This window comes from Streptomyces sp. NPDC097595 (assembly GCF_044761525.1).
Classification (GTDB): Bacteria; Actinomycetota; Actinomycetes; order Streptomycetales; family Streptomycetaceae; genus Streptomyces; species Streptomyces drozdowiczii_A.
The window spans coordinates 183,449-205,510 of record NZ_JBIWCN010000003.1; the positions used below are offsets into that span (position 1 = coordinate 183,449).

The 22,062-nt window shown below is 72.3% G+C and carries 22 protein-coding genes and 2 tRNA genes; 14 read left to right on the forward strand and 10 right to left on the reverse strand.

The features are described 5' to 3' along the window. Nucleotides 1–26 precede the first annotated feature (26 nt). The 5 genes from ACIQZN_RS05745 to ACIQZN_RS05765 all read left to right on the forward strand — a co-directional run bounded on the left by ACIQZN_RS05745 (nt 27) and on the right by ACIQZN_RS05765 (nt 3,946). Nucleotides 27–185 carry a DUF3311 domain-containing protein gene (locus ACIQZN_RS05745; protein WP_018105675.1) on the forward strand — a complete coding sequence of 53 codons (159 nt, stop codon included), beginning with the start codon at nt 27–29 and terminating at the stop codon, nt 183–185. Then, entirely contained in the window at nt 182–1,684 is a 1,503-nt protein-coding gene (locus ACIQZN_RS05750) for a sodium:solute symporter (RefSeq protein WP_403988712.1), read from the forward strand. The genes ACIQZN_RS05745 and ACIQZN_RS05750 overlap by 4 nt, the downstream gene beginning before the upstream one ends. Before the next feature lie 66 nt (nt 1,685–1,750). Continuing rightward, complete coding sequence (locus tag ACIQZN_RS05755; RefSeq protein ID WP_403988714.1) at nt 1,751–2,086, forward strand: DUF6412 domain-containing protein; 336 nt, start codon at nt 1,751–1,753, stop codon at nt 2,084–2,086. A 95-nt stretch (nt 2,087–2,181) separates the two neighbouring features. Then, nucleotides 2,182–2,952: a YidC/Oxa1 family membrane protein insertase gene (locus tag ACIQZN_RS05760; RefSeq protein WP_403988716.1), complete on the forward strand. Its 771-nt coding sequence runs from the start codon at nt 2,182–2,184 to the stop codon at nt 2,950–2,952. A gap of 133 nt (nt 2,953–3,085) precedes the next feature. Then, nucleotides 3,086–3,946 (forward strand): fumarylacetoacetate hydrolase family protein, encoded by an 861-nt coding sequence (locus tag ACIQZN_RS05765; RefSeq protein WP_403988718.1) that lies wholly within the window; start codon nt 3,086–3,088, stop codon nt 3,944–3,946. Between the two features lie 63 nt (nt 3,947–4,009). Here the strand turns inward: ACIQZN_RS05765 and ACIQZN_RS05770 are convergent, their stop codons facing one another. Together ACIQZN_RS05770 and ACIQZN_RS05775 are read right to left on the reverse strand one after the other, a co-directional pair. Beyond that, nucleotides 4,010–4,489: a heme-degrading domain-containing protein gene (locus tag ACIQZN_RS05770; RefSeq protein WP_403988720.1), complete on the reverse strand. Its 480-nt coding sequence runs from the start codon at nt 4,487–4,489 to the stop codon at nt 4,010–4,012. After that, nucleotides 4,486–5,598: a Gfo/Idh/MocA family oxidoreductase gene (locus ACIQZN_RS05775; protein WP_403988722.1), complete on the reverse strand. Its 1,113-nt coding sequence runs from the start codon at nt 5,596–5,598 to the stop codon at nt 4,486–4,488. The genes ACIQZN_RS05770 and ACIQZN_RS05775 overlap by 4 nt, the downstream gene beginning before the upstream one ends. 56 nt (nt 5,599–5,654) lie before the next feature. Here ACIQZN_RS05775 and ACIQZN_RS05780 point away from each other — a divergent pair, with 56 nt between their 5' ends. The 5 genes from ACIQZN_RS05780 to ACIQZN_RS05800 all read left to right on the forward strand — a co-directional run bounded on the left by ACIQZN_RS05780 (nt 5,655) and on the right by ACIQZN_RS05800 (nt 10,547). Beyond that, nucleotides 5,655–6,767: an ROK family protein gene (locus ACIQZN_RS05780; protein WP_403988724.1), complete on the forward strand. Its 1,113-nt coding sequence runs from the start codon at nt 5,655–5,657 to the stop codon at nt 6,765–6,767. Between the two features lie 457 nt (nt 6,768–7,224). Beyond that, nucleotides 7,225–8,280 (forward strand): hypothetical protein, encoded by a 1,056-nt coding sequence (locus ACIQZN_RS05785; RefSeq protein ID WP_403988726.1) that lies wholly within the window; start codon nt 7,225–7,227, stop codon nt 8,278–8,280. Between the two features lie 123 nt (nt 8,281–8,403). Further along, nucleotides 8,404–9,192 carry an HAD-IIA family hydrolase gene (locus ACIQZN_RS05790; RefSeq protein ID WP_018518008.1) on the forward strand — a complete coding sequence of 263 codons (789 nt, stop codon included), beginning with the start codon at nt 8,404–8,406 and terminating at the stop codon, nt 9,190–9,192. A 106-nt stretch (nt 9,193–9,298) separates the two neighbouring features. Further along, nucleotides 9,299–9,853: a hypothetical protein gene (locus tag ACIQZN_RS05795; RefSeq protein WP_403988728.1), complete on the forward strand. Its 555-nt coding sequence runs from the start codon at nt 9,299–9,301 to the stop codon at nt 9,851–9,853. A 1-nt stretch (nt 9,854) separates the two neighbouring features. Continuing rightward, nucleotides 9,855–10,547: a class F sortase gene (locus tag ACIQZN_RS05800; protein WP_403988729.1), complete on the forward strand. Its 693-nt coding sequence runs from the start codon at nt 9,855–9,857 to the stop codon at nt 10,545–10,547. A 296-nt stretch (nt 10,548–10,843) separates the two neighbouring features. Here ACIQZN_RS05800 and ACIQZN_RS05805 read toward each other — a convergent pair. Beyond that, nucleotides 10,844–10,917: transfer RNA gene (locus ACIQZN_RS05805), tRNA-Lys, on the reverse strand. Nucleotides 10,918–11,113: 196 nt separating this feature from the next. Between ACIQZN_RS05805 and ACIQZN_RS05810 the strand changes: the two genes are divergently transcribed. The 3 genes from ACIQZN_RS05810 (at nt 11,114) to ACIQZN_RS05820 (ending at nt 14,966) form a co-directional block, all read left to right on the forward strand. Then, entirely contained in the window at nt 11,114–12,424 is a 1,311-nt protein-coding gene (locus ACIQZN_RS05810) for a peptidoglycan-binding protein (RefSeq protein WP_403988730.1), read from the forward strand. Between the two features lie 25 nt (nt 12,425–12,449). Then, nucleotides 12,450–14,210, forward strand: a complete 1,761-nt coding sequence (locus ACIQZN_RS05815) for an SPFH domain-containing protein (protein WP_403988731.1) — start codon at nt 12,450–12,452, stop codon at nt 14,208–14,210. A 165-nt stretch (nt 14,211–14,375) separates the two neighbouring features. Beyond that, entirely contained in the window at nt 14,376–14,966 is a 591-nt protein-coding gene (locus ACIQZN_RS05820) for a lytic polysaccharide monooxygenase (protein WP_403988732.1), read from the forward strand. Between the two features lie 70 nt (nt 14,967–15,036). On the opposite strand, the gene ACIQZN_RS05825 is transcribed toward ACIQZN_RS05820, so the two are convergent. The 7 genes from ACIQZN_RS05825 to ehuB form a co-directional block, all read right to left on the reverse strand. After that, entirely contained in the window at nt 15,037–16,572 is a 1,536-nt protein-coding gene (locus tag ACIQZN_RS05825) for an MFS transporter (RefSeq protein ID WP_403988734.1), read from the reverse strand. 144 nt (nt 16,573–16,716) lie between these two features. Further along, nucleotides 16,717–16,790: transfer RNA gene (locus ACIQZN_RS05830), tRNA-Lys, on the reverse strand. A 53-nt stretch (nt 16,791–16,843) separates the two neighbouring features. Beyond that, nucleotides 16,844–17,602 carry an IclR family transcriptional regulator gene (locus tag ACIQZN_RS05835; RefSeq protein WP_403988736.1) on the reverse strand — a complete coding sequence of 253 codons (759 nt, stop codon included), beginning with the start codon at nt 17,600–17,602 and terminating at the stop codon, nt 16,844–16,846. A gap of 183 nt (nt 17,603–17,785) precedes the next feature. Beyond that, nucleotides 17,786–18,637, reverse strand: coding sequence for an ectoine/hydroxyectoine ABC transporter ATP-binding protein EhuA (ehuA, locus tag ACIQZN_RS05840; protein WP_403988738.1), 852 nt, complete (start codon nt 18,635–18,637; stop codon nt 17,786–17,788). Then, entirely contained in the window at nt 18,627–19,271 is a 645-nt protein-coding gene (gene ehuD / locus ACIQZN_RS05845; protein WP_073863626.1) for an ectoine/hydroxyectoine ABC transporter permease subunit EhuD, read from the reverse strand. Before ehuD ends, ehuA begins: the two co-directional genes overlap by 11 nt. Next, nucleotides 19,268–20,002 (reverse strand): ectoine/hydroxyectoine ABC transporter permease subunit EhuC, encoded by a 735-nt coding sequence (gene ehuC, locus ACIQZN_RS05850; RefSeq protein ID WP_018105694.1) that lies wholly within the window; start codon nt 20,000–20,002, stop codon nt 19,268–19,270. The genes ehuD and ehuC overlap by 4 nt, the downstream gene beginning before the upstream one ends. Before the next feature lie 19 nt (nt 20,003–20,021). Continuing rightward, nucleotides 20,022–20,924, reverse strand: a complete 903-nt coding sequence (gene ehuB, locus ACIQZN_RS05855) for an ectoine/hydroxyectoine ABC transporter substrate-binding protein EhuB (RefSeq protein WP_018105695.1) — start codon at nt 20,922–20,924, stop codon at nt 20,022–20,024. A 353-nt stretch (nt 20,925–21,277) separates the two neighbouring features. Between ehuB and ACIQZN_RS05860 the strand changes: the two genes are divergently transcribed. After that, complete coding sequence (locus tag ACIQZN_RS05860; protein WP_403988741.1) at nt 21,278–22,057, forward strand: decarboxylase; 780 nt, start codon at nt 21,278–21,280, stop codon at nt 22,055–22,057. The last annotated feature ends 5 nt before the right edge of the window (nt 22,058–22,062 follow it).

Genomic DNA, 22,062 nt, shown 5'->3' on the forward strand with positions numbered 1-22,062 from the left:
TCAGACGACGTCCGCAGTTGTTGTGGTTGCTGGTCCCCTACGTGCTCTACCTCGGGGCGCTGCCGTTCGTGAACCGGGTCCGGCCCGTCGTTCTCGGGCTGCCGTTCCTCTTCTTCTGGCTGCTCGGGGCGACCCTCCTGACCCCCGTCGCCGTATGGCTGACCCGGCGGGGTGACCGCCGGTGAACGCCGCCGTCGCGACTTCCGTCTTCGGGGTCTTCATGGTCGCCACCGTCGCCCTGGGGCTGCTCGCCGTACGCGGCAGACGCGGCGGCGGGGGCGGGCTCGCCGAGTGGTCGGTGGGCGGGCGCAGCCTCGGCACCGTCTTCATCTGGGTGCTGATGGCCGGCGAGGGCTACACCAGCTTCAGCTACCTCGGCGCCGCCGGCTGGGGATACAACTACGGGGCGCCCGTCCTCTACGTCGTCGCGTACATGTCCTGCGGTTACGCCGTCGGCTACGTCGTCGGGCCCATGCTGTGGGCGTACGCGCGGAAGCACGGTCTCGTCGGGATCACCGACATGGTGGCGCACCGCTTCGGGCGGCCCTGGCTCGGCGCGCTCGTCGCCGTCCTGGCGACCGTGTTCCTGCTGCCGTACATCCAGCTCCAGATCACCGGCATGGGCGTCGTCGTCTCCACGATCTCGTACGGCACCATCAGCCTGAACTGGGCGTACTTCATCGCCTTCGCCGTCACCACCGGCTTCGTCGTGGTCAGCGGGCTGCGCGGCAGCGCCTGGGTGTCCGTGCTGAAGGACCTGCTGGTCATCGTCACGCTCGGCTTCCTGGCGATCTACGTGCCCGTGCACTACTTCGACGGCTACGGGCCCTTCCTCGACCGGCTCGTCGCCGAGAAGAGCGAGTGGCTGACCTTCCCCGGCCACGGGGACAGCGGGCTCGGACAGGCGTGGTTCATCACCACGTCGTTCCTGAACTCGCTCACCGTCGTGATCTTCCCGACCACCGTCGCCGGCTACCTCGGCGCCAAGAACGCCGACGTGCTCCGCCGCAACGCGATGTGGCTGCCCGCCTACAACGTCCTCCTCTTCGTGCCGATGCTGCTCGGCATGGCGGCGCTGTTCGTCGTGCCGGGGCTGGTCGGCGCCGAGTCCAACCTCGCGCTCTTCAAGCTCGTCACGGACTCGCTGCCCGCCTGGTCCGTCGGCGTCATCGGGGTCGCCGCCGCGCTCTCCTCGATCGTGCCCATGGCCGTGTTCATGCTGGTCATCGGCACGATGTGGGGCCGCAGTGTGCTCTCGCTCGTGCCCCGCTGGGAGCGCCGGCAGAAGGGCGCCGCGCAGCTGGTCGTCGTGGTCGCGGGCGCCCTGGCGCTGCTCCTCACGTACACCGCCCCCAACACCCTCGTACGCCTCTCGCTCATCTCGTACGAGGGAATGGCGCAGCTGCTCCCCATGGTGCTGCTGGGGCTGATGTGGCGGCGGCTGACGCTGCTCGGGGCGCTGTCCGGGCTCGTCGTCGGGGTCGGCGTGGTGTGCGGGTTCGTCTTCACGGAGCACGACCCGGTGTGGGGCGTGAACGCGGGCATCGTCGCCCTCGCCGCCAACCTGGCCGTCGCGCTCGCGGTGACGTACGCCGGTCCGCGCGAGCGTGACGAACGGCCGGACGACGAGGTGCTGGCCCGGGACGAGGTCGAGGCGGACCGGATGGCTGTCAACGTACGTTGACCCGCTCGGCCGGTCGTGTATAACGGATGGACCGACAGCAGCGGATACGGAAGGGAGGCACCGCCCATGGACACCGACGCCATGAGCCGCGTACGCGACGGTCTCTCCCGTGTCCTGCGCCCCGCGGGGCTGCTCCTCTTCCTGCTCACCGAGGTGCTCCTCGCCGAGGGCGGCAGCCTCTCCGCCGCCGTCGCGCTCGCCGCCACGGCGGCCGCCGGCACCGCGCTCGTCGCCTGCTCGGTCATCAGCGCCCGCTGCGCCGCCCCGGTGCCCCGCACCCGGGTGCGCACCGCCATGCGCGAGAGGGAGAAGCGCACCGCGTTCCTTCCGCAACGGGACCCGGACGCCCAGGGGCGCCGCCGTCCCCGAGCACCGGGCCGCGCCCTCCTGACGGCCGCGTAAGGACACCGCCCTTTTTTGAAGGCCCTTCGCGGACCCGTCACGCCGAAGCACGTTCTCCTCGCTTCCCGCATGACGAGACCCCGGAGGGCTCACCCATGTCCGCCATCATGTCCGCTTTCGCCAGCCTGGTCGGCGCCTTCGCCGACCTGCTCCACCCGCTCTTCCAGAGCGCGTCCACCGCCGCCGCGATCGTCCTGTTCACCGCGCTCGTCCGGCTCGCCGTGCACCCGCTCTCGCGGGCCGCCGCACGCGGGCAGAAGGCGCAGCGCCGGCTCCAGCCGCAGATCGCCGAGCTGCGCAAGAAGCACGGCAAGGACCGCGAGAAGATGCAGAAGGCGCTCATGGAGCTGCACCGCGAGGAGAAGGTCTCGCCGCTCTCCGGCTGCCTGCCGAGCCTGCTTCAGATGCCGGCGTTCTTCCTGCTCTACCACCTCTTCTCCAGCCAGAAGATCGGCGACAAGGCCAACTCGCTCCTCGGCCACCAGCTCTTCGACGCCCCGCTCGGCGAGCGCTGGCACGACGCCCTGTCGCACGGCGGGCTCTTCGGCGCGCAGGGCCTCGTCTACGTGGGCCTCTTCGCGATCGTGGCCGCCGTCGCCACCTTCAACTACGGGCGTACGAAGCGTCAGATGGCCGCCAACCCGGTCACCCCGCCCGCCGGCCCGGACGGGCAGCCGATGCCCGGCATGGGGGCGATGAACCAGCTCATGCCGCTGATGTCCTTCTTCACCCTCTTCACCGTCGCCTTCGTGCCGCTGGCCGCCGCGCTGTACGTGGTCACCAGCACGACCTGGACCGCGATCGAGCGGGCCTTCCTGTACCGCGACATGACCGTGCCGGGCGCCGCGGTCGCCACGGCCGCGTAACGGCGGTGCCGGGCGGCCCGGTCCAGGTGGTGAACAGGGTCTTGCGGAGTGATCGGATGTCTTGGAGGATCGGACAAGCCTGCGATGGCCGCCACCCATCCGACGGGCCTGATCCGACCGAGGAGAACGACTCTTGAAGCTGCTTCGTGTGGGTACGGCGGGCGCGGAACGACCGGCGCTGCTGGACGAGGACGGAACCCTGCGTGACCTGTCGGGCGTCGTCCCCGACATCGACAGCGCCCTGCTCGCCGACGAGGACGCGCTCGCCCGGGTGCGGGCCGCGGCGGCCGCGCCCGGCGGGCTGCCGGCGCTCGACGCCGAGGGGCTGCGGGTGGGCCCGCCGCTCTCCCGCATCGGCAAGATCGTGTGCATCGGGCTGAACTACCACGACCACGCCACGGAGACCGGGGCGCGGATCCCGGACGAGCCGATCCTGTTCTTCAAGGCCCCCGACACCGTCGTCGGGCCCGAGGACACCGTGCTCGTGCCGCGCGGCAGCGTGAAGACCGACTGGGAGGTCGAGCTCGCCGTCGTCATCGGACGCACCGCGCGCTACCTGGACACGGCGGAGGAAGGGCTCGCCCACGTCGCCGGGTACGCGGTCGCGCACGACGTCTCCGAGCGCGAGTTCCAGATCGAGCGCGGCGGCACCTGGGACAAGGGCAAGAACTGCGAGACGTTCAACCCGCTCGGCCCCTGGCTGGTCACCGCCGACGAGGTCGCCGACCCGCAGGCCCTGCCGCTGAAGCTCTGGGTCAACGGCGAGCTGAAGCAGGACGGCACCACCGCCGACCAGATCTTCCCGGTCGGCGAGGTCGTCCGCTATCTGAGCCACTTCATGACGCTCCACCCGGGCGACGTCATCAACACCGGCACCCCGGCCGGCGTCGCCATGGGGCAGCCCGAGCCCAAGCCGTATCTGCGGGCCGGTGACGTCGTGGAGCTGGAGATCGACGGGCTCGGCCGGCAGCGGCAGGAGCTGAAGGACGCGTAGAAGGCTGCAATACATCGGAGGGGTGGGGGCCGTCGCGTACGGACCCCACCCCTCCGCCTCGCGTCAGCCGTCGATCCGCGACACGAACTGCTCCAGCGCCTCCACCACCAGTGCGTGGTCCTCCGCCTGCGGCAGCCCCGAGACCGTCACCGAGCCGATGACGCCCGCGCCCTCGACCGCGATCGGGAACGAGCCGCCGTGCGCCGCGTACACGTCCGGGTCGAGCCGGGACGCCTCGTCGAATGTCGTCCCCTTCGCCCGGAACCGCGTCCCCACCAGGTACGAGCTCTCGCCGTACCGCTCGACGACCCGGCGCTTGCGGTCGATCCACGCGTCGTTGTCCGCGCTCGAACCGGGCAGCGCCGCGTGGAACAGCTGCTGCGCCCCGCGCCGGATGTCGATCGCCACCGGGGCGTGCCGCTCCCGGGCCAGGGTGACCAGCAGCCCGCCGAGCGTGTAGGCGTCGTCGTAGCCGAAGTGCGGCAGCGTCAGCCGGCGCTCCTGGGCGATCAGCTCGGAGATGGTCGGAGCGGTGGGGTTCATACGGGCTGCTCCTCGGTCGCGTGGGCGGAGGCGCCGATGGGCCGCAGGGTGACGGTGACCCCTTCGCGGGCCGAGCGGCGGGCCGCCTCCAGGACGTCCAGGGTCTCGGCGGCCTGAAGCGCGGTCACCGGATTGTCGCCCGTCCCGCGCAGCGCGTCGTTGACCGCCGCGTAGTACGCCGGGTAGTCGCCCGGGAGCGTACGGACCGGGGTGCCGCCGCCCGTGAGCGGGGACTCGCCCGCGCCGAGCCGGCCCCACAGCTCCTCGCCCTCCTCGCCCCACGGCTCGCCCGGCGCCGGGCGGGCGCCCTCGCGCAGGGCGGCCTCCTGGGGGTCGAGGCCGTGCTTCACGAAGCCCGCGCTCGACCCGAGCACCCGGAAGCGCGGGCCGAGCTGGGCCGTCGTGGCGCTCACGTACAGGTGCGAACGGACGCCCGAGGTGTGCGTGACCGCCACGAACGTGTCGTCGTCGGCCGCCGCGCCGGGGCGCCGCAGGTCGGACTCCGCGTACACCTGGGCCGCCGGGCCGAACAGGGTCAGCGCCTGGTCGACCACGTGGCTGCCCAGGTCGTACAGCAGCCCGCCGATCTCACGCGGGTCGCCGGACTCGCGCCAGCCGCCCTTCAGCTGCGGGCGCCACCGCTCGTACCGCGACTCGAAGCGCTGGACCTCGCCCAGGGCGCCGTCCGCGAGGAGCGCGCGCAGGGTGAGGAAGTCGTTGTCCCAGCGGCGGTTCTGGAAGACCGAGAGCAGCAGCCCGCGCTCCTCGGCGAGCGCCGCGAGCTCGCGGGCCTCGGCCGCCGTGCCCGCGACCGGCTTGTCCACGACCACCGGAAGCCCGGCCTCCAGGGCCGCCCGCGCCAGCGGTACGTGGGTCTTGTTCGGCGACGCGATGACGATCAGGTCCAGCTCGTCCGCCCGCTGCCACAGCTCGTCGGGGGAGTCGGCGAACCGTACGCCGGGGTAGGCGGCGCGGGCTTCGGCGCGGCGCTCCTCGTCGCGGGTGACGACCGTGTCGAGGACCAGTCCTTCGGTGGCCGTGATCAGCGGGGCGTGGAAGACGGACCCCGCCAGGCCGAAGCCGACGAGTCCGACGCGCAAGGTGGTCATGGGTCCCACTTTGGCAACGCTGTTGCCAAAGTGCAAGCGCGCGCCACAATGGGTCCGTGAACAGGAGCACCACCGGCGCGAACCTTCCCGCCCTGCGCAGCCACAACGCGGCCCTCGTCCTCGACCTGCTGCGGGTGGCCGGCGAGGGCGGCATCAGCCGGCTCGAACTCGCCGAGCGCACCGGGCTCACCCCGCAGGCCGTCAGCAAGATCACCGCCCGGCTGCGCGCCGAGGGCCTGGCCGCCGAGGCGGGCCGCCGCGCCTCCACGGGCGGCAAGCCCCGGACTGTGCTGCGGCTGGTCCCCGAGGCTGGGCACGCGGTGGGGCTGCACCTGGACCGCGACGGGCTGACGGTGGTGCTGGTCGACCTCGCGGGCGTCGTCGCCGAAAGCCTGACGGCTCCGCTGGACTTCGGGGCCCCGGCGGACGAGGTGCTGGCGGCTGCCGCCGGGGCGGTCGCCGCCGTGCGGGGGGACGGGGCGCTGCCGGTGCTCGGGGTGGGCGTCGCGGCCCCGGGGCCGCTGGACCACCGGGGCGGGGTGCTGCACCGGGTCACGGGGTTCCCGCAGTGGGACGGCTTCCCGCTGAGCGAGGCGCTCGCCGCCCGGACCGGGCTGCCGGTCGTCCTCGACAAGGACACCAACGCCGCCGCCCTCGGCCTCGCCCTCGGCGCCGACGGCCCCGCCGACTTCGCCTACCTCCACCTCGGCACGGGCCTGGGCGCGGGCCTCGTCCTCGGCGGCGCGGTGCACCGGGGGGAGCGGACGGGGGCGGGCGAGTTCGGCCACCAGACCGTGCAGCTGGACGGCCTCCGCTGCGGCTGCGGCGGACGTGGCTGCCTGGAGGCGCTCTGCCTGGCCGCCGCCCGCCGGGGCGACGCGGCCGAGGCGGCCAGGGTGCTCGGGACCGGCGCCGCGAACCTCGTCGGGCTCCTCGACATCGACCGCGTGGTCCTGGGCGGCCGCACGGTCGCCGCCGACCCCGACACGTACGTACGCGGCGTGCGCGCGGTCCTCGACGAACGTGCCCGCCGCGACGGGGTGCGCGGCACCCCGGTCCCGGTCACCGCCCACGAGGGCGACCGCCCGGTCGCGGAGGGCGCGGCACAGCTGGTGCTGGCCCCGCTGTTCGGCCGCGTGGCCCCGGCGGAGGCGCCTGCGGCGGGCTGACCGGGGGCGCACGCCCCGCCGTCACCCACGGACCCGGCAGCGCCTGAGCCACGTGCGCCGGGGACTCGTCCTCCGCCGTCCGGGCGCACCCGTGCCCCCTTCGGGCGGGCCCCCCGGCACGCCTGCGGCGGGCTCACGCGCGCGCGTGGCAGTCTCGGCCACCCCTAGGGCGTGTCCGCAAAGTCCCGTCTGGCCCGCGACGCCTGGCACGCACTCTCGCCGCACCGGCCGAAATCCCAAGTACGTCCAGTACGAGGGATATCGGCCGGCACACCGAGAAGTGGGGTCTCCCCTGTTCGAGCGAAGCCGAGAACTTGGGGAAGCACCAGACGCCGCAGGCCACGCCCTTCGGGCGTACGACGGGACTTTGCGGACACGCCCTAGGGCCCGGAGACGCGCCGCGCGTGGCGTTCCGGCCCGACCGGTCGTTGCCGTAGGAAGTGGAGGCTGCCCTGCCATGCCACCCGAACCCGCCGAGCCCACCGAGACCACCGAATCTCCCGGGACCGGGCGCACCCGGCACGGGCTGGCGCTCGGGCTGGCCGCCGCGAGTGTGATGCCCGTGGTCCTCGGCGGGGCGACCGCGTCCGCCGCCCCGCAGCGCAGTGCGGTCGCCGGGACGGCCAGCGGGCCGATCCGGGCGGGTGTGCCCGGATCGGCCGCCGCCGACCAGCAGCCGGCCTGCGGCAACCCCGCGTCGGACGACTTCCCCATCGACACCCGGATCCACGGCGGACCCGACACCTACGCGTCCGGCGGCGGCTACGGCACCTGGTTCCTGGACCTGACGAACACGACCACCGAGTCCTGCCGGGCCATTCACCCGGTGCTCGTCCTCACCGACGAGGACCGCGCGCTGACCTCGGACCAGATCCAGCTCCAGTTCTCGGAGCGCGCCCACCCCGGCGTCGAGCACCGCGTGACTTGGGAGACGACCGACCGGGACGAGCACATCGGGGTCTTCGGCGGCGAGGGCGACGACGCCTTCCCCGGATTCACGGTGCCCGCCGGACGTACCGTCACCGTCCAGGTCCGGCTGGCCTTCACCTCCGACACGAGCCCGGGCCGGATCACCGCGAACGCCGCGATCGTCCAGCGCCGGAGCGGCGGGAGCGGTACGGGCGGCGACGGGGAGTGGGTCGGCGAGTCCGAGGACTACCCGTTCTCCGTGGTCGAGCCCGACGAGGACGGCACCGGGACCGGTGAGACGGACGGCGACCGGGAGAGCGCGGACGGGACGGGCCGGGAGCACGTGGGCGGCACCGGCGAGGACGAGGACGAGGGGAGCGGCACGGTGAAGGGCAAGGGCGACGAGGGGTACGCGGACCCCGGCAGGACCGGCACCACCCGGCGCCCCGTCCCGCCCGGCACCGACCCGGCGGGGGTCCCGCAGCTCGCCGCCACCGGCATCTCCGTCCCCGTACCCCTGCCCGCCCTCACCGTCTCCGGATTCCTGATCGGCGGCGGCGCGATGGTGCTCGCCACCCGCCGCACCCGTCGCGCGGACCACTGATCATCCGGACGCTCAGCCAGTACCTCCAGATCGAACAGTCGGCCTAAACTCTGGGGCGTCGGCGCTGCACAACGCGGTGCCGCCGGCGTCCCCGCACCTGGCGTACGGCAACTGGAGTCCCACATGGCAGAGCGCAAGCCGATCTCGTCCTGGCTGACCGACATGGACGGGGTCCTCATCCACGAGGGCACCCCGATCCCCGGCGCCGACGCCTTCATCAAGCGGCTGCGTGACTCGGGACTGCCCTTCCTGGTCCTGACCAACAACTCGATCTACACCGCCCGCGACCTGCACGCCCGGCTGAACCGCATGGGCCTGGACGTGCCCGTGGAGAACATCTGGACCTCCGCCCTCGCCACCGCCCAGTTCCTGGACGACCAGCGCCCCGGCGGCACGGCGTACGTCATCGGCGAGGCCGGGCTCACCACCGCGCTGCACGACATCGGGTACGTCCTCACCGACCACGACCCCGACTACGTGGTGCTCGGTGAGACGCGTACGTACTCCTTCGAGGCGCTCACCAAGGCGATCCGGCTGATCAACGCGGGGGCCAGGTTCATCTGCACCAACCCGGACGAGACCGGCCCGTCCGCCGAGGGCCCGCTGCCCGCCACCGGCTCCGTCGCCGCCCTGATCACCAAGGCGACCGGCAAGGCCCCGTACTTCGCGGGCAAGCCGAACCCGCTGATGATGCGGACCGGGCTCAACGCGATCGGCGCGCACTCCGAGTCCAGCGCCATGATCGGCGACCGGATGGACACCGATGTGCTGGCCGGTCTGGAGGCGGGCATGCAGACCTTCCTGGTGCTCACCGGGCTGACCACGGTCGCCGACATCGACAAGTACCCGTTCCGGCCGTCCACCGTCGTGGACTCCATCGCGGACCTGGTCGACCTCGTCGACCTGGGCTGACACCGCCCGGCGCGGGGGAGCGGGGCCCACTCCACCGGCCCAGCGCCCCCGCGCTGCGGATGCGGAACGCGCCCGCAGGCGTGAACCTTCCATCAGGAGGTTCACGATGCGTTCCATACCCCTCACGTTCTGTGCCGCCGCGCTGGCCGCGGCGACCCTGGTGCCGATCCCCTCGGCACTGGCCGAATCCGGCTCCGGCCACGAGGACTCCCGGTCCCGTGCCGCCCTGTCGGTCTCGCCCTCGTCCGCCGCCCCGGGCAGCGAGGTCGAGCTGGAGCTGACCGGCTGCAAGGCCAAGGACGCCAAGGCGAACTCCGACGCCTTCGTCTCCGAGGCGCGGTTCTCGTCCGGCGGCGACCGCACGCTCTACGCCGAGGCCCGCGTCCGCGCGGACGCCGAACCCGGCGACTACGACGTCCAGGCGATCTGCGACAAGCACACCCGGGTGACCGCGACCCTCACCGTCGTGCACCGCGAGCGGCCCGTGCCCATCGCCCCGGTCCACGCGGGCGGCGGAGGCACCGCCGTGCTCGCGAGCGAGACCGCCGATCAGGACGGACCCGGCACCGCCCACGAGGTGATCGGCCTCGGACTGGCCGCCGTCGCGGCCGTCGCCGTCGCCTTCCGCAGCGTGCGCCGTCGCCGCCCGGCGGCCGACTGACATGTCCGCACCGGAGGAGGCAGCGGGGCGCGGCAGGCTGCTCACCGGAGTGACCTGGGCCGTCATCCTGCTGGGCCTGTGGCTCTGGGGCCGCGGGATCACGGACGGCTCGGGCATCGGCTCGGCCCCGACCACCGGCGACGTCGCCGCGGTCGGGCGCCCGCTCGGCGTGCCGCTGCCCCCGGCGCACGCGCCGATCGCGGGCGTCGCCCCGAAGAGCGTCGAGATCCCGTCCATCGGCGTCGAGGCCCCCGTCGTCTCCCGGGGCCTGGACGCGGAGGGCGCCATCGAGCCGCCGTCCTTCGAGGCGCCCCAGACGGTCGGCTGGTACGGCGACGGCACCCGGCCCGGCGCCGAGGGGCCGGCCCTGTTCGTCGGCCATGTCGACACCGAGACCAAGCCCGCCGTCTTCTACGGGCTCAGCGCGGCCCGCCCCGGCGCCAAGGTCGACGTGACCCGCACGGACGGCACGGTCGCCGAGTTCACCATTGACGACGTGCAGGTCCTCACCCGTGCCCGGTTCGACGCCCAGAAGGCGTACGGGCCCCGCAAGGACGGACGGGCGGAGCTGCGGCTGATCACCTGCGGCGGCACGTACGACCAGAAGTCCCACTCGTACACCGCGAATGTGGTCGTCTCGGCCTACCTGACCGCCGAGAAGGGCGCCGGGAAGAGCGCGGCGAAGGCGGCCTGATCCGTACGAGAGGCCCGGTACCCGGCCCGGCCGCCGCCCGTTCCCCGGGTGGCGGCCGGGCCGGTCCTCGACCGCGGTGCGCGGGCCGCGGGAGTGGCCCGGCGCGGACACGGGAGGTCGGTGGCGTCCGGGTCCGCCGCACCCCCCACTGTAGGGGGACGCTCCCCGTCCGCCCAGCCGCTTTCTGACGTTACGTCGATAACCGGTCACCCTCCGCACGCGGTGAAGCGGTTGCGGACGGCATGGAAGAACGACCAAGGCCCCCTCGCGCGAAGCGAGGGGGCCTTGGCTGTGCGTGCGCCGCCAGGGACTCGAACCCCGGACCCGCTGATTAAGAGTCAGCTGCTCTAACCAACTGAGCTAGCGGCGCCTGCTGACCTGGAAAACTCTACCCGATCCCCAGCCGTGCTCCTGACCATCCCCTCGTCTTCCCGGCCTGTCGGATGGTCGTTTTTTCCCTTCTATCCGTCAAACTGCGGTATGTCGTGACGTATGTCATGGCCTTTGCCACGCTGACGCCCGAGCAGATGCGCCCGAGGAACTTGACGACTGCGGAGGGGAATCGCATGACTGTGCCGGCCTTCGAGGAGTACGTACCCGCCATCGACTGCCCCTGTCCCGGCTGTGCCGGCCAGCGGCGGACCGCCGCCGGGGGACTTCCCGTGCGGTACGGGGGACACCCGGCCGCGCACGGCGCGCGGCGCGCGATGGTGCTGGTCACCGCCGCCGGGGTGGTGCTCGGCGGCGGGGCCGCGGAGTCCGCCGGAGCGCCCGCCGACCCCGCCCCGGTGCCCGGAACGGGGGTGCCGACCGGCATCGGCCCGCTGCCGGACAGCCCCCAGGGGCTGCCGGGCCCGCTGCGCGGGTCCGGTTCGCCGGGACCGTCGGCGTCCCAGGCTTCGGCGCCGGAGCCGCGGGCGACGACCCGGACCGAGATCATCAACCGCGCGAAGAAGTGGCTGGACGCGCAGGTCCCGTACAGCATGTCGAAGTACTGGACGGACGGGTACCGGCAGGACTGCTCCGGCTATGTGTCGATGGCCTGGGACCTGCCGGGCAACGAGTGGACCGGCAGCCTCGCCGCGTACGGCACCCGCATCGCCCGCGAGGACCTCCAGCCCGGCGACATCCTGCTCTTCCACAACCTCGCCGACCCCGGGAACGGCTCCCACGTCACGATCTTCGGCGGCTGGACCACCTCCGCGCACACCCACTACACGGCGTACGAGCAGACCAAGCCGCACACCCGCAGGCAGACGACGCCCCTGGCGTACTGGACCAACTCCGCGAGCTATGTCGCCTACCGCTACAAGGGCCTGAGTACGGGGAAGTCCGGCAGCGAGGCGGAGAAGGACCCGTTCCCCGGCGCGGCGAAGTTCGGGCCCCGCGCGAAGAACGCGCACGTGACCCGGCTCGGCGCGATGCTCGTCGCCCGGGGCGGCAAGCGCTTCTACAAGATCGGGCCCGACCCGGTCTGGACCGGCGCCGACCGCCGGGCCACCCGGGCGTTCCAGCAGGCCCAGGGGTGGAAGGGCGCCGAGGCCGACGGCATCCCCGGCCCCGACACCTGGAAGCTGCTGGTGACCGGAACCGGCCGCGACATCCCCGCCGCGAGCGGCCAGGGCGGCGCCCAGGCCGCCCCGGCCTTCCCCGGACGGGGCTATTTCCGGCCGGGTCGGTCCAACAGCCATGTCGACCGGCTCGGAAAACAGTTGGTGAAGAAGGGGTACGGCGCGCACTACCGGCTGGGCCCCAGCCCCCGCTGGACCGAGGCGGACCGGCGCAATGTCGAGACCTTCCAGAAGGCCCAGGGCTGGCGGGGGACGGAGGCCGACGGCTATCCGGGCCCGGAGACCTGGCGGCGACTCTTCGCGTGACACGACGGACATGACGGAGGCGGAAATGCGATCCACGGTGTCGGACAGCTCCGGAAACCCGGAGTACGGCCAGGAGACGGAGTACGGGACGGTCCCGGTACGGGAATGGGTCGGCCCGGGCGGAGCGGGCAGCGTCACGGACGCGTGGGCGGCGTCGGCCGCGGCGGACGGGCCGCCGGTCGCCGAGGGGCTGCCGGTGCGGGACGCGACCCGGGCCGCGCCCCGCGCGCCCGAGCCACCTCCCCTCTTCCGGCCGGTATCGGTGTCGGTGCCCTCGGACGAGGAGGTGGTGGTCCGGGTCGAGGAGCCGGTGGAGCCGGCCGCTCCGGAGGGCGGTGACGACACCGACTCCGTCGTCGACCTGGTGCTCGACCTCCCGTCGGGGGAGGAGGACCGCGGGGCCTCGCTCGGGGCCACCTCGGCCTCGGTGTCGGTGCCGGCGGAGGCTCGTGCCGAGGAGCCCGCGGACGCGGCGCCGGAGGACGCGCGCCCTGCGGAGGCGGCCGCGCCGGAACCGGTGAAGGAGGCCGCGCCCGAGGAGGCCGCGCCCCGGGACGCCGCACCCGAGGACGCCGTGCCCCTCGCGGAGGCTCCCCTCCCCGAGCCCGTCATCGAGCCCGCCCTCGCCCTCACCGGGGCCCGCGTGCCCGGGCCGCCCGACCCGGTCCGGGACAGCGGCCGGCACCAGGCGGTCATCGCCAACGAGCGCACCGCCTCCATCCCCGTGCACCTCCTCTTCCGCGAGGACCGGCGCGCCGGGGCCGCCGCCGTGCCGCCCGGCATCGTGCGGCCGGGCGGGGGCGAGCCCGGGGCCGGGGTGCGGCGGCCGCCCGTGCCGAGGACGCCGCAGGTGCGGCCCTCGACCCGGCCCGCCCCGGACGCCGACCCCCGGCTGCGCGAGCGGCCCGGGCCCGCGCTGCCCGGCTGGGCCGCGCTGCTCACCGGATTCGGCGGGATCGCGGCGGCCGGCGCGGTGCTGTGGTGGACCGGCGTGGTCCCGGCCTCGGTGCTCGCCCGGGTCGGGCTCGGCCCACGGCCGTACGAAGGGCTGCCCACCGGCGCCTGGGCGGCGCTCGTCTTCCTGTCGGCCGTCGTGCTCTTCGCGCTCGGGGGCCTCGGCCGGGGGCGGGTCGGGCACGCCTGGGTGCTCACGCTCTTCGGGCAGTACCGGGGCAGCGTGCGGCGCACCGGTCTGGTGTGGGTCAGCCCGTTGCTGCTGCGCCGCCGGATCGACGTACGGCTGCGGCACTGGCGCAGCGAGCCGCTGCCCGCCGTGGACGCGAACGGCACGGCGCTGCGGGTCGTCGTCCAGGTCGTGTGGCGGGTCAAGGACACCGTGCGGGCAGCGCTCGGGATCGAGGACCACGAGACGTATCTGCGCGAGCAGGTCGAGGCCGCGATGGCCCGGGTCCTGTCCCAGCTGCCCGCCGACGCCTTCCACGAGGACGCGCACACCCTGCGCAACGCGGAGGCCGTCGGCGACGCGCTGACCCGGATGCTGAAGGCGGACTGCGAGCCGGTCGGCGTCGAGGTGTACTCGGCCCAGCCGACCGGGATCGAGTACGCGCCGGAGGTGGCGGCGGCCATGCAGCGGCGCCGGATCGCGGCGATCGACGCGCAGCACCGGGACAGCGTGCTGACTTCGGTCGTGGACGCGGTGCACGACACCGTCAGCCGGCTCACCGAACGAGGGCTCGTGGAGTTGGACGACTACGAACGGAAGGCGCTGGTCAAGGACTTGACGGTGGCCTTCTACACCGGGCGGACCGGGGGCGACGGCTCCTGAGGAGGCGCGGGGGAGGTTCCGGGGTGGCCGGAATCCGGCGTTCATTGGTCTGGACATGGTCAAGGCACGGCAATAATCTGAGCCTTGGTCTAGACCGCAGATCGCGCGTGCGCAGCAGTGCTCATGGAGTCCCCACTCCCCCCACGATCCGAGGAGCGACACCACATGCGTATGAAGGCAAGTGCGGCCCTGGTCGGTCTCGCCGTAGCGGGCGTCTCGATGTTCGCGACGAGCAGCGCCAGCAGCCACGGCTACACGGACAGCCCGATCAGCCGTCAGAAGCTGTGCGCCAACGGCACGGTGACCGGCTGCGGCAACATCCAGTGGGAGCCGCAGAGCGTCGAGGGCCCGAAGGGCTTCCCGTCGGCCGGTCCGGCCGACGGAAAGATCTGCTCCGGCGGCCACGGCGAGTTCGCCCAGCTGGACGACCCGCGCGGCGGCAACTGGCCCGCCACCAAGGTGACGGCCGGTCAGGGCTTCAGCTTCCGGTGGCAGTTCACCGCCCGGCACGCCACGACGGACTTCCGGTACTACATCACCAAGGACGGCTGGGACCCCACCAAGCCGCTCACCCGGGCCGACCTGGAGCCGCAGCCCTTCATGACGGTGCCGTACAACAACCAGCAGCCCCCGGCGACGCTGACCCAGCAGGGCACCATCCCCACCCAGAAGTCCGGGAAGCACATCATCCTGAGCGTCTGGAACATCGCGGACACGGCCAACGCGTTCTACGCGTGCTCGGACGTGCAGTTCTGACCTGAGGTCGTGACGCGGCGAACCCCGGGGAGTCCGAGGACTCTCCGGGGTTTCGCTGTGCCGGTACGGGTCAGACCCGGGCCGGGACCGGAGCCGCGGCCGGAGCTTCGGCGGCCGGCGCCGTCCGGGTCGCCCTGAGCAGCAGCGTCGCCGCGAGCACCGCACCGGTCAGCAGGACCAGGGACCCGGTCACCGAGGCGTACCGCATGCTGTGCACGAAGGCGTCCCGGCCGATCGCGATCAGCGAGTGGTCACCGGTGCTCAGCGCGCCCGGCAGGGTCTTGCGGGCGGCCTCGGGGGCGGAGGCGGGCATGTCCGCCCGGTAGACCGCGGTGGCGACGGCGCCCAGCAGGGCCATGCCCAGCGCCCCGCCGAACTCGCCCCCGGTCTCCAGGAGCGAGGCGGCCGAGCCGGCCTTCTCCGGCGGGCTGGCGGCCATCGCCATGTCCGAGACGAGCGCCATCACCGCGACGATGCCGCTGCTCATCACGGCCGAACCGATCAGCAGCAGGACCAGCGAGTCGGTCCCGGCCAGCGTGAAGACCCCGAAGCCCGCCGCGCCGACGGTGAACCCGCCGCAGACCACGTAGGCCCGCTGGACCCGCTGGGCGAGCGCGGTCGCCGCCGGTGCCGCCGCGCCCACCGCCAGGGACGGGGCGAGGCTCCACAGCGCGGCCTCCATCGTGCTCATGCCGAGCACCGACTGAAGGTACTGGGTGGTGAAGAAGGCCGAGCCCATCATGGCGAAGGAGGCCAGCGCGTTGAGTCCGATCCCGGTGCCGAAGCCCCGGCCCCGGAACAGCTCCCGGCTGATCATCGCGTCGGAGCGGGTGCGCTGCCGGTGGACGAACACCCAGCCGACGGCCAGCCCGGCGGCGATCACCGCGGCCCACGTGATGTCGAGCCCGTGGGCGGCGCTCTCCTTGATGCCGTAGACCACCGGCAGCACCGCGCCCATGGACAGCGGGACGCTCGCGAAGTCGAAGCGGCCCGGGTTCGGGTCCTTGAACTCCGGGACCAGCAGCGGCACGAGCACCAGCAGCAGCACCATCGCGGGCACGTTGATCAGGAAGACCGAACCCCACCAGAAGTGCTGGAGCATCACCCCGCTGAGCACCGAGCCGAGCGCCACCCCGCCGGCCATGGCGCCCGACCAGATGCCGATCGCCTTCGCCCGCTGCTGCTCGTTCCGGAACATGTTGCGCACGAGCCCGATCGTCGAGGGCATCAGCGTCGCCCCGCCGATCCCGAGGACCGCCCGGGCCGCGATCAGCATCTCCGGGCTGTTCGCGTAGGCCGCGCAGACCGAGGCGGCGCCGAAGGCGAGCGCCCCGATCATCAGCAGCTTGCGGCGGCCGATGCGGTCGCCCAGGGAGCCCATCGTGATGAGGAGGCCGGCCAGGGCGAAGGCGTACACATCGAAGATCCACAGCTGCTGCGTCGCGCTGGGGGCGAGGTCCCGGTCGATGGACGGGATCGCGAAGAAGAGGACGGAGACGTCCATCGAGACGAGGAGGAGGGGGAGGAGCAGGACCAGGAAGGCGGTCCACTCCCGACGGCCGGCGAGTGCGCCGGGGGCGGCGGTGGTGCTCGTGGGGTTCGTCATGCCAAGGAATATACGGCTGTTTAAAACAGTTGTCTAGTACGACTGTGTAAAACGTTCGTACATGACGGCGGGCAGCACAAAAGGGCAGCACAAAACGCACGAGGCGGTCTCCGTGGATACGGAAACCGCCTCGTGCGTTGTCTGTGCGCCGCCAGGGACTCGAACCCCGGACCCGCTGATTAAGAGTCAGCTGCTCTAACCAACTGAGCTAGCGGCGCCTGCTGACGTGAAAATAATACCTGGCCCGGAGGGGTGCTGATGACCAGCCGCTCTACAGGGCCAGCGACAGCAGCATCGGGGCCGCGCGCCGGTTCAGCGTGTCCGCCGCCGCGCGCAGCCGGTGCGCGTCCTTCACCGGCATCGACAGCGCCAGGCAGCCCGCCGACGACCCTGCGGTCAGCGGCACCGCCGCGCACACCGTGCCGACCGCGTACTCCTGGAGGTCGAGCACCGGGACCGTGGCCGGCTGGCTGTCCAGCTTGGAGAAGAGGACCTTCTCGCTGGTGATCGTCCGCGAGGTCAGCCGGGGCGTCTTGTGCCGGGCGATGTGGTCGCGCCGGCCGTTCTGGTCGAGCTGGGTCAGCAGGCACTTGCCGATCGCCGAGGCGTGCGCCGCCGACCTGAAGTCCACCCACTCGTTGACCGCCGGGGTGAGCGGGCTGTCGGCGTACTGCGTGACGCGGATCTCGCCGTCGACGTACCGGCTGATGTAGACCGCCGCGCCGACCGAGTCGCGGAGCTGGGCCAGGGTCTGCTGGAGCTTGGTCTCCAGGGCCTGGCGGCGGGCCGCACCCGAGCCGAGGAGCAGCAGCGAGGCGCCGATGACGTACGCCCCGTCGGTGATCTGCTCGACGTAACCCTCGCGGCGCAGCGTCAGCAGCAGGGAGGTGAGGTGGCCGACGGGCAGCCCCGTCTCCCGGGAGAGCTGGGCCCCGGTGACCCCGCTGCCGTGCTTGGAGACCGTTTCGAGAACGCGAAGGGCGTACTGCACCGAGTGGAACGGCGCGGTCGGTTCGGGCTTCAACACCACGGCTTCCCCCTGCCAGTCGGGACCGCAGGCCGGTTCGCGGGCCCCGGCCTCGCCCCCACGATAGCCGCCGACGGCCTGTTCAGGGCGGTGTGCGGCGGACTCGTGGGTGCGCCCCGGAGCTGTCAGCAGGGGCGCACCCGTACGGCATATGCCCGCGTCATGCGCGAGCGACGGATGCCGAGGTCACAGCACCGCGTTGAGGAATTCGCGCGTGCGTTCGTGCGAGGGATCGGAGAATATTTTCTCCGGCGAACCGGACTCCACGACCCGTCCGGCGTCGAACATCAGCACCTTCTCCGAGACGTCCCGGGCGAAACTCATCTCGTGGGTCACACAGAGCATCGTGATGTCGGTGTTCCTGGCGATGTCCGTCAGCAGCTCCAGCACCCCCGCCACCAACTCCGGGTCGAGCGCGGAGGTCACCTCGTCCAGGAGCAGGATCTCCGGCTCCATCGCCAGCGCCCGGGCGATCGCGACCCGTTGCTGCTGCCCGCCGGACAGCTGCGAGGGGTGCGCGTCGACCTTGCCGGAGAGCCCGACCAGGTCCAGCAGCTCCCGGGCCCGGGCCTCCGCCTTGTCCCGGTCCATGCCGAGGACGTTGACGGGCGCCTCGGTGATGTTCTGGAGCACCTTCATGTTGGGGAAGAGGTTGAACTGCTGGAAGACCATGCCGATCCTCCGGCGGGCGGCCCGCAGGTGCTTCTCGGACGCGGGCTTCAGCGAGCCGTCCGGCGCCCGGAGGTGCGTCAGCGGTTCGCCGTTGATCCAGATCACGCCGTCGCTGACCCGCTCCAGCGTCATCAGGAGGCGCAGGATCGTCGTCTTGCCCGAGCCGCTGGGGCCGATCAGGGTGACGTGCTCGCCGCGCTCGACCGTGAAGTCCAGTTCGTCGAGGACCGTGTGGTCCCCGTAGCGCTTGACGACCTTGTCGAAGCGGACGAGCGGGTGGCCGCCGTCCTTGGAGGCATCGATGGGCGCGACGGCCTCGGAGGCCGTGGCCGCGTTCTTCTGCAGGGGGAGGGGTTCAGTGGCCAAGGCGCTTCTCCAGCTTCCTCATCAGGAGTGACGTGGGGTAGCTCGCGACCAGGAAGATCAGGCCGGCGAGCGTGAACACCTCGGTGAACGCGAAGTGCTGGGTTCCGTAGTCGCGTGCCTCGAAGACCATCTCGTGCACGGTGATCACGGCGAGGAAGGGCGTTTCCTTGAACATCGAGATCGCGTAGTTGCCCAGCGCGGGCACCACGTTGCGCACAGCCTGCGGCAGGATCACGGTCTGCCAGGTCCGCCGGGGCGTCATCGACAGCGCCCGGCACGCCTCCCACTGCCCCTTCGGCACGGCGTCGATCCCGGCGCGGTAGACCTCGGAGGTGTACGTGGCGTAGTGGACGCCCAGCACCACGATGCCGATCGTCAGCGGCTCCACGGACGTGAACAGGGCAGCGGCGCCCACCAGTTGAACGATCAGCGGGGTGGAGCGGATGAACTCCATCACCGTCTTCACCGGCACGGTCACCAGTCGGCTCGGAGCCCGTCCGGCGACCGCGATGGCCAGCCCGAGCACCGCGGCGACCAGCGTGCCGAACACCGTGGCCAGCAGGGTCACCCAGAACCCGTTGAGGACCTGGGGGAACGCGTCGCCGACGGCGCCCCAGTCGAAGTCGTTGTTCACCCTGCACCTCCGGCCTGGGCGGCGGACACGGCGCTACGGCTCTTCAGCAGGCTCTTCCCGCCCGTGGCCAGACCGAGCCGCCGCTTGGCGGACCGCTCCAGCAGGTTCATGAGCAGGGTCAGCGCGTAGGCCAGGACGAAGTAGCAGACCAGCAGCGTCGCGTACGCGGTGAGGGTCTCGCCCGTACGGCTGCGAAGCTTCTCGATGGCGGTCATCAGGTCCGCCGCCGAGATCAGCCACAGCAGCGGGGTCGCCTTCAGCAGCTGGATCAGCAGGTTGGTGAACGACGGGATCATCTGCACCCACGCCTGCGGCAGGATCACCTTGCGCATCCGGTGCAGCGGCGACATGTTCAGCGCGAGCGCCGCCTCGTACTGGCCGCGCGGTACGGAGTTGACCGCGCCGCGCACCACTTCTGCGCCGTACGCCCCGTAGTTGAGGCCGAACGCCAGCACCCCGCAGACCAGCGGCGTCAGTTCGTACCCGGTGAGCTGCGGCATCGCGTAGTACAGCCAGAACAGCTGCACGTACAGCGAGGTGCCGCGGAAGAACTCCACGACCACGCGGGAGACCCCGCGCGACAGCATGAGGCGGCTGAGCGACATCAGGCCGAGGACGAAGGACAGGAGCAGCGCCACCAGGGCGCCGAACACCGTGGCCTCCAGGGTCACCCACAGGCCGGACCGCAGCTGCGGCAGATCGTCGGCGAAGGCCGAGAAGAAATCATTCATGCGGTGGGTACCGTCCCTGTCAGCCCTTGCACAGATCGGCCGTCTTCAGCGTGGCCGGCGGCAGCTCGGTCGCCCCGAAGCCGTAGTCGCGCAGGAGCTCCACATAGCGGGACTTGTCGGCGACGATCTTCTTCAGCTCGCGGTTGAACGCGTCGCGCAGCTCCTCGTTGCCCTTGCGGAAGACCGCGCCGCCGGGGCTGTACTGCTTCGCGCCGTCCACCTCGGGCAGGAACGCCTCGGTGACCTCGGTGCCCTCGTTGGTCTTGGCGAGCCAGCGCAGCGAGATCCCGGTGAGCAGGAACGCGTCGACCCGGCCGCCCTTGACCGCGTCCGCGCCGTCCTGCGGCTTCTGGAGCGTCTTGATCTTTCCCTCGGGGATGCCGGCGCCCTTGGCGTACGAACCCTCGACCGCGCCCGCCATCACCCCGATGGTGATCCCGGCCTCCTTCGCGGAGGCGAGGTCGGTGACTTTCTTCGGGTTGCCCTTCTTCACCATCATCGCGGTCGGCGAGATGAACTCCGGCTCCGAGAAGAGGGCGTTGGCGCAGCGGTCCGGGGTGATCGCCATACCGGCGCTGACCACGTCGTACTTGCCGGCCTGGAGGCCGGGGATCAGGCCGTCCCACTCGGACAGGGTGGGCTTCAGCTCGTCCACGCCGAGGGCCTTGAAGATCTCGCGGTGCAACGTGGGCGCCTCGCCCTTGAGTTCCTTGCCCTCCATGTAGCCGTACGGCGCCTCATCCGCGTAAGCGACCCGTACGAAACCCTGCTTGCGGAGCTTTTCCAGCGCGCCTTCGCCGTCGGCGGAGCCCTCACCGGTCTTGCTGCACGCGGCGAGGAGCCCGGGGACGACGAGCAGACCGCCCACCGCTGCCGATCGGTTGAGAAATCCCCGGCGGGACAGGTTCGGGAAGTCAGCCATGGTTCGCAATCTCCTGAAGCAGTCGAACGGTCCGGACAGGCTTGGCGCCTGCCCGATCCGGGGTTTCTATTCAGGAAGAAGGCGCATGTAATCGAACGGTGGCCGGAGGGTGACCTTCCCGTGTCCGCAGGCAGGCGGGATGGCGGAGATTGCGCGGGATGTCCCGTACCCCGGCTCCGTACCGCGACGGGTGCCCGGCCGCCCGCCGTTCATGCGCGTCTCCGCCGCCCGGGGCGAGATCCGGGGCGGATGGCGGAATACTGGAACAGGAGCGGGGAAACCGGTCAGTGCCGCCGCGAACCCGCGCGGCACAGACGCAGGCGCAGAGCAACAGGCGCAGAGAAAGGGTGGACATGACGACCGTCGGATTCCTCTACCCGGGCCACTTCGCCGAGGACGACTACCCGCGGATGGAGATCCTCCTCGACAGCACCATCAGACTCGTCGTCCACCACACCGAGAGCCCGGACGCCGCCTACCGCGAGGAGCCCCTGAGCGCCCTCGGCACCCCCGGCCGGCTCGCCGCCGGCATCGAGGAGCTGCAGCGCTCCGGGGTCCAGTCCATCGTCTGGGCCTGCGACGGCGGCAGCTTCCTGTACGGGTGGCAGGGCGCCCACGACCAGGTCGCGGCCCTCGCCCGGGCGGCGGGCGTGCCCGCGTCCAGCACCTCGATCGGCTTCGTGCACGCGGTGCGGAAGCTGGGCGCCGAGCGCGTCGCGGTCGCCGCGACCTACCCGGAAGCGGTCGCCGAGCGGTTCGCCGCGTTCCTCCGGGAGACCGGCATGGAGGTGACCGGCACGCACGCGGCGGGCGTCACCGAGGCCGCCGAGGCCGCCGCCTGGAGCGCGGAACAGGTGCTGGACCTGGCCAGGGCCGCCGACCGCCCCGAGGCCGAGGCCGTCCTGATCCCCGACACGGCCCTGCACACGGTCGCGCACCTCCCCGAGCTGGAGGAGGCGCTCGGCAAGCCCGTCCTCACCGCGAACCAGGTGGCGGCCCGCGAGGCCCTGCGCCTGGCCGACCGCCCCGCCTGGGCCCCGAGGCTCGGCGCGCTCTTCGCCCACCGCGAGCAGCCGCCGGCCCCGGTGAGCTGGGGGAGCGGACGGGCTTACGCGCACGGCGACAAGAGCTGAGGCCG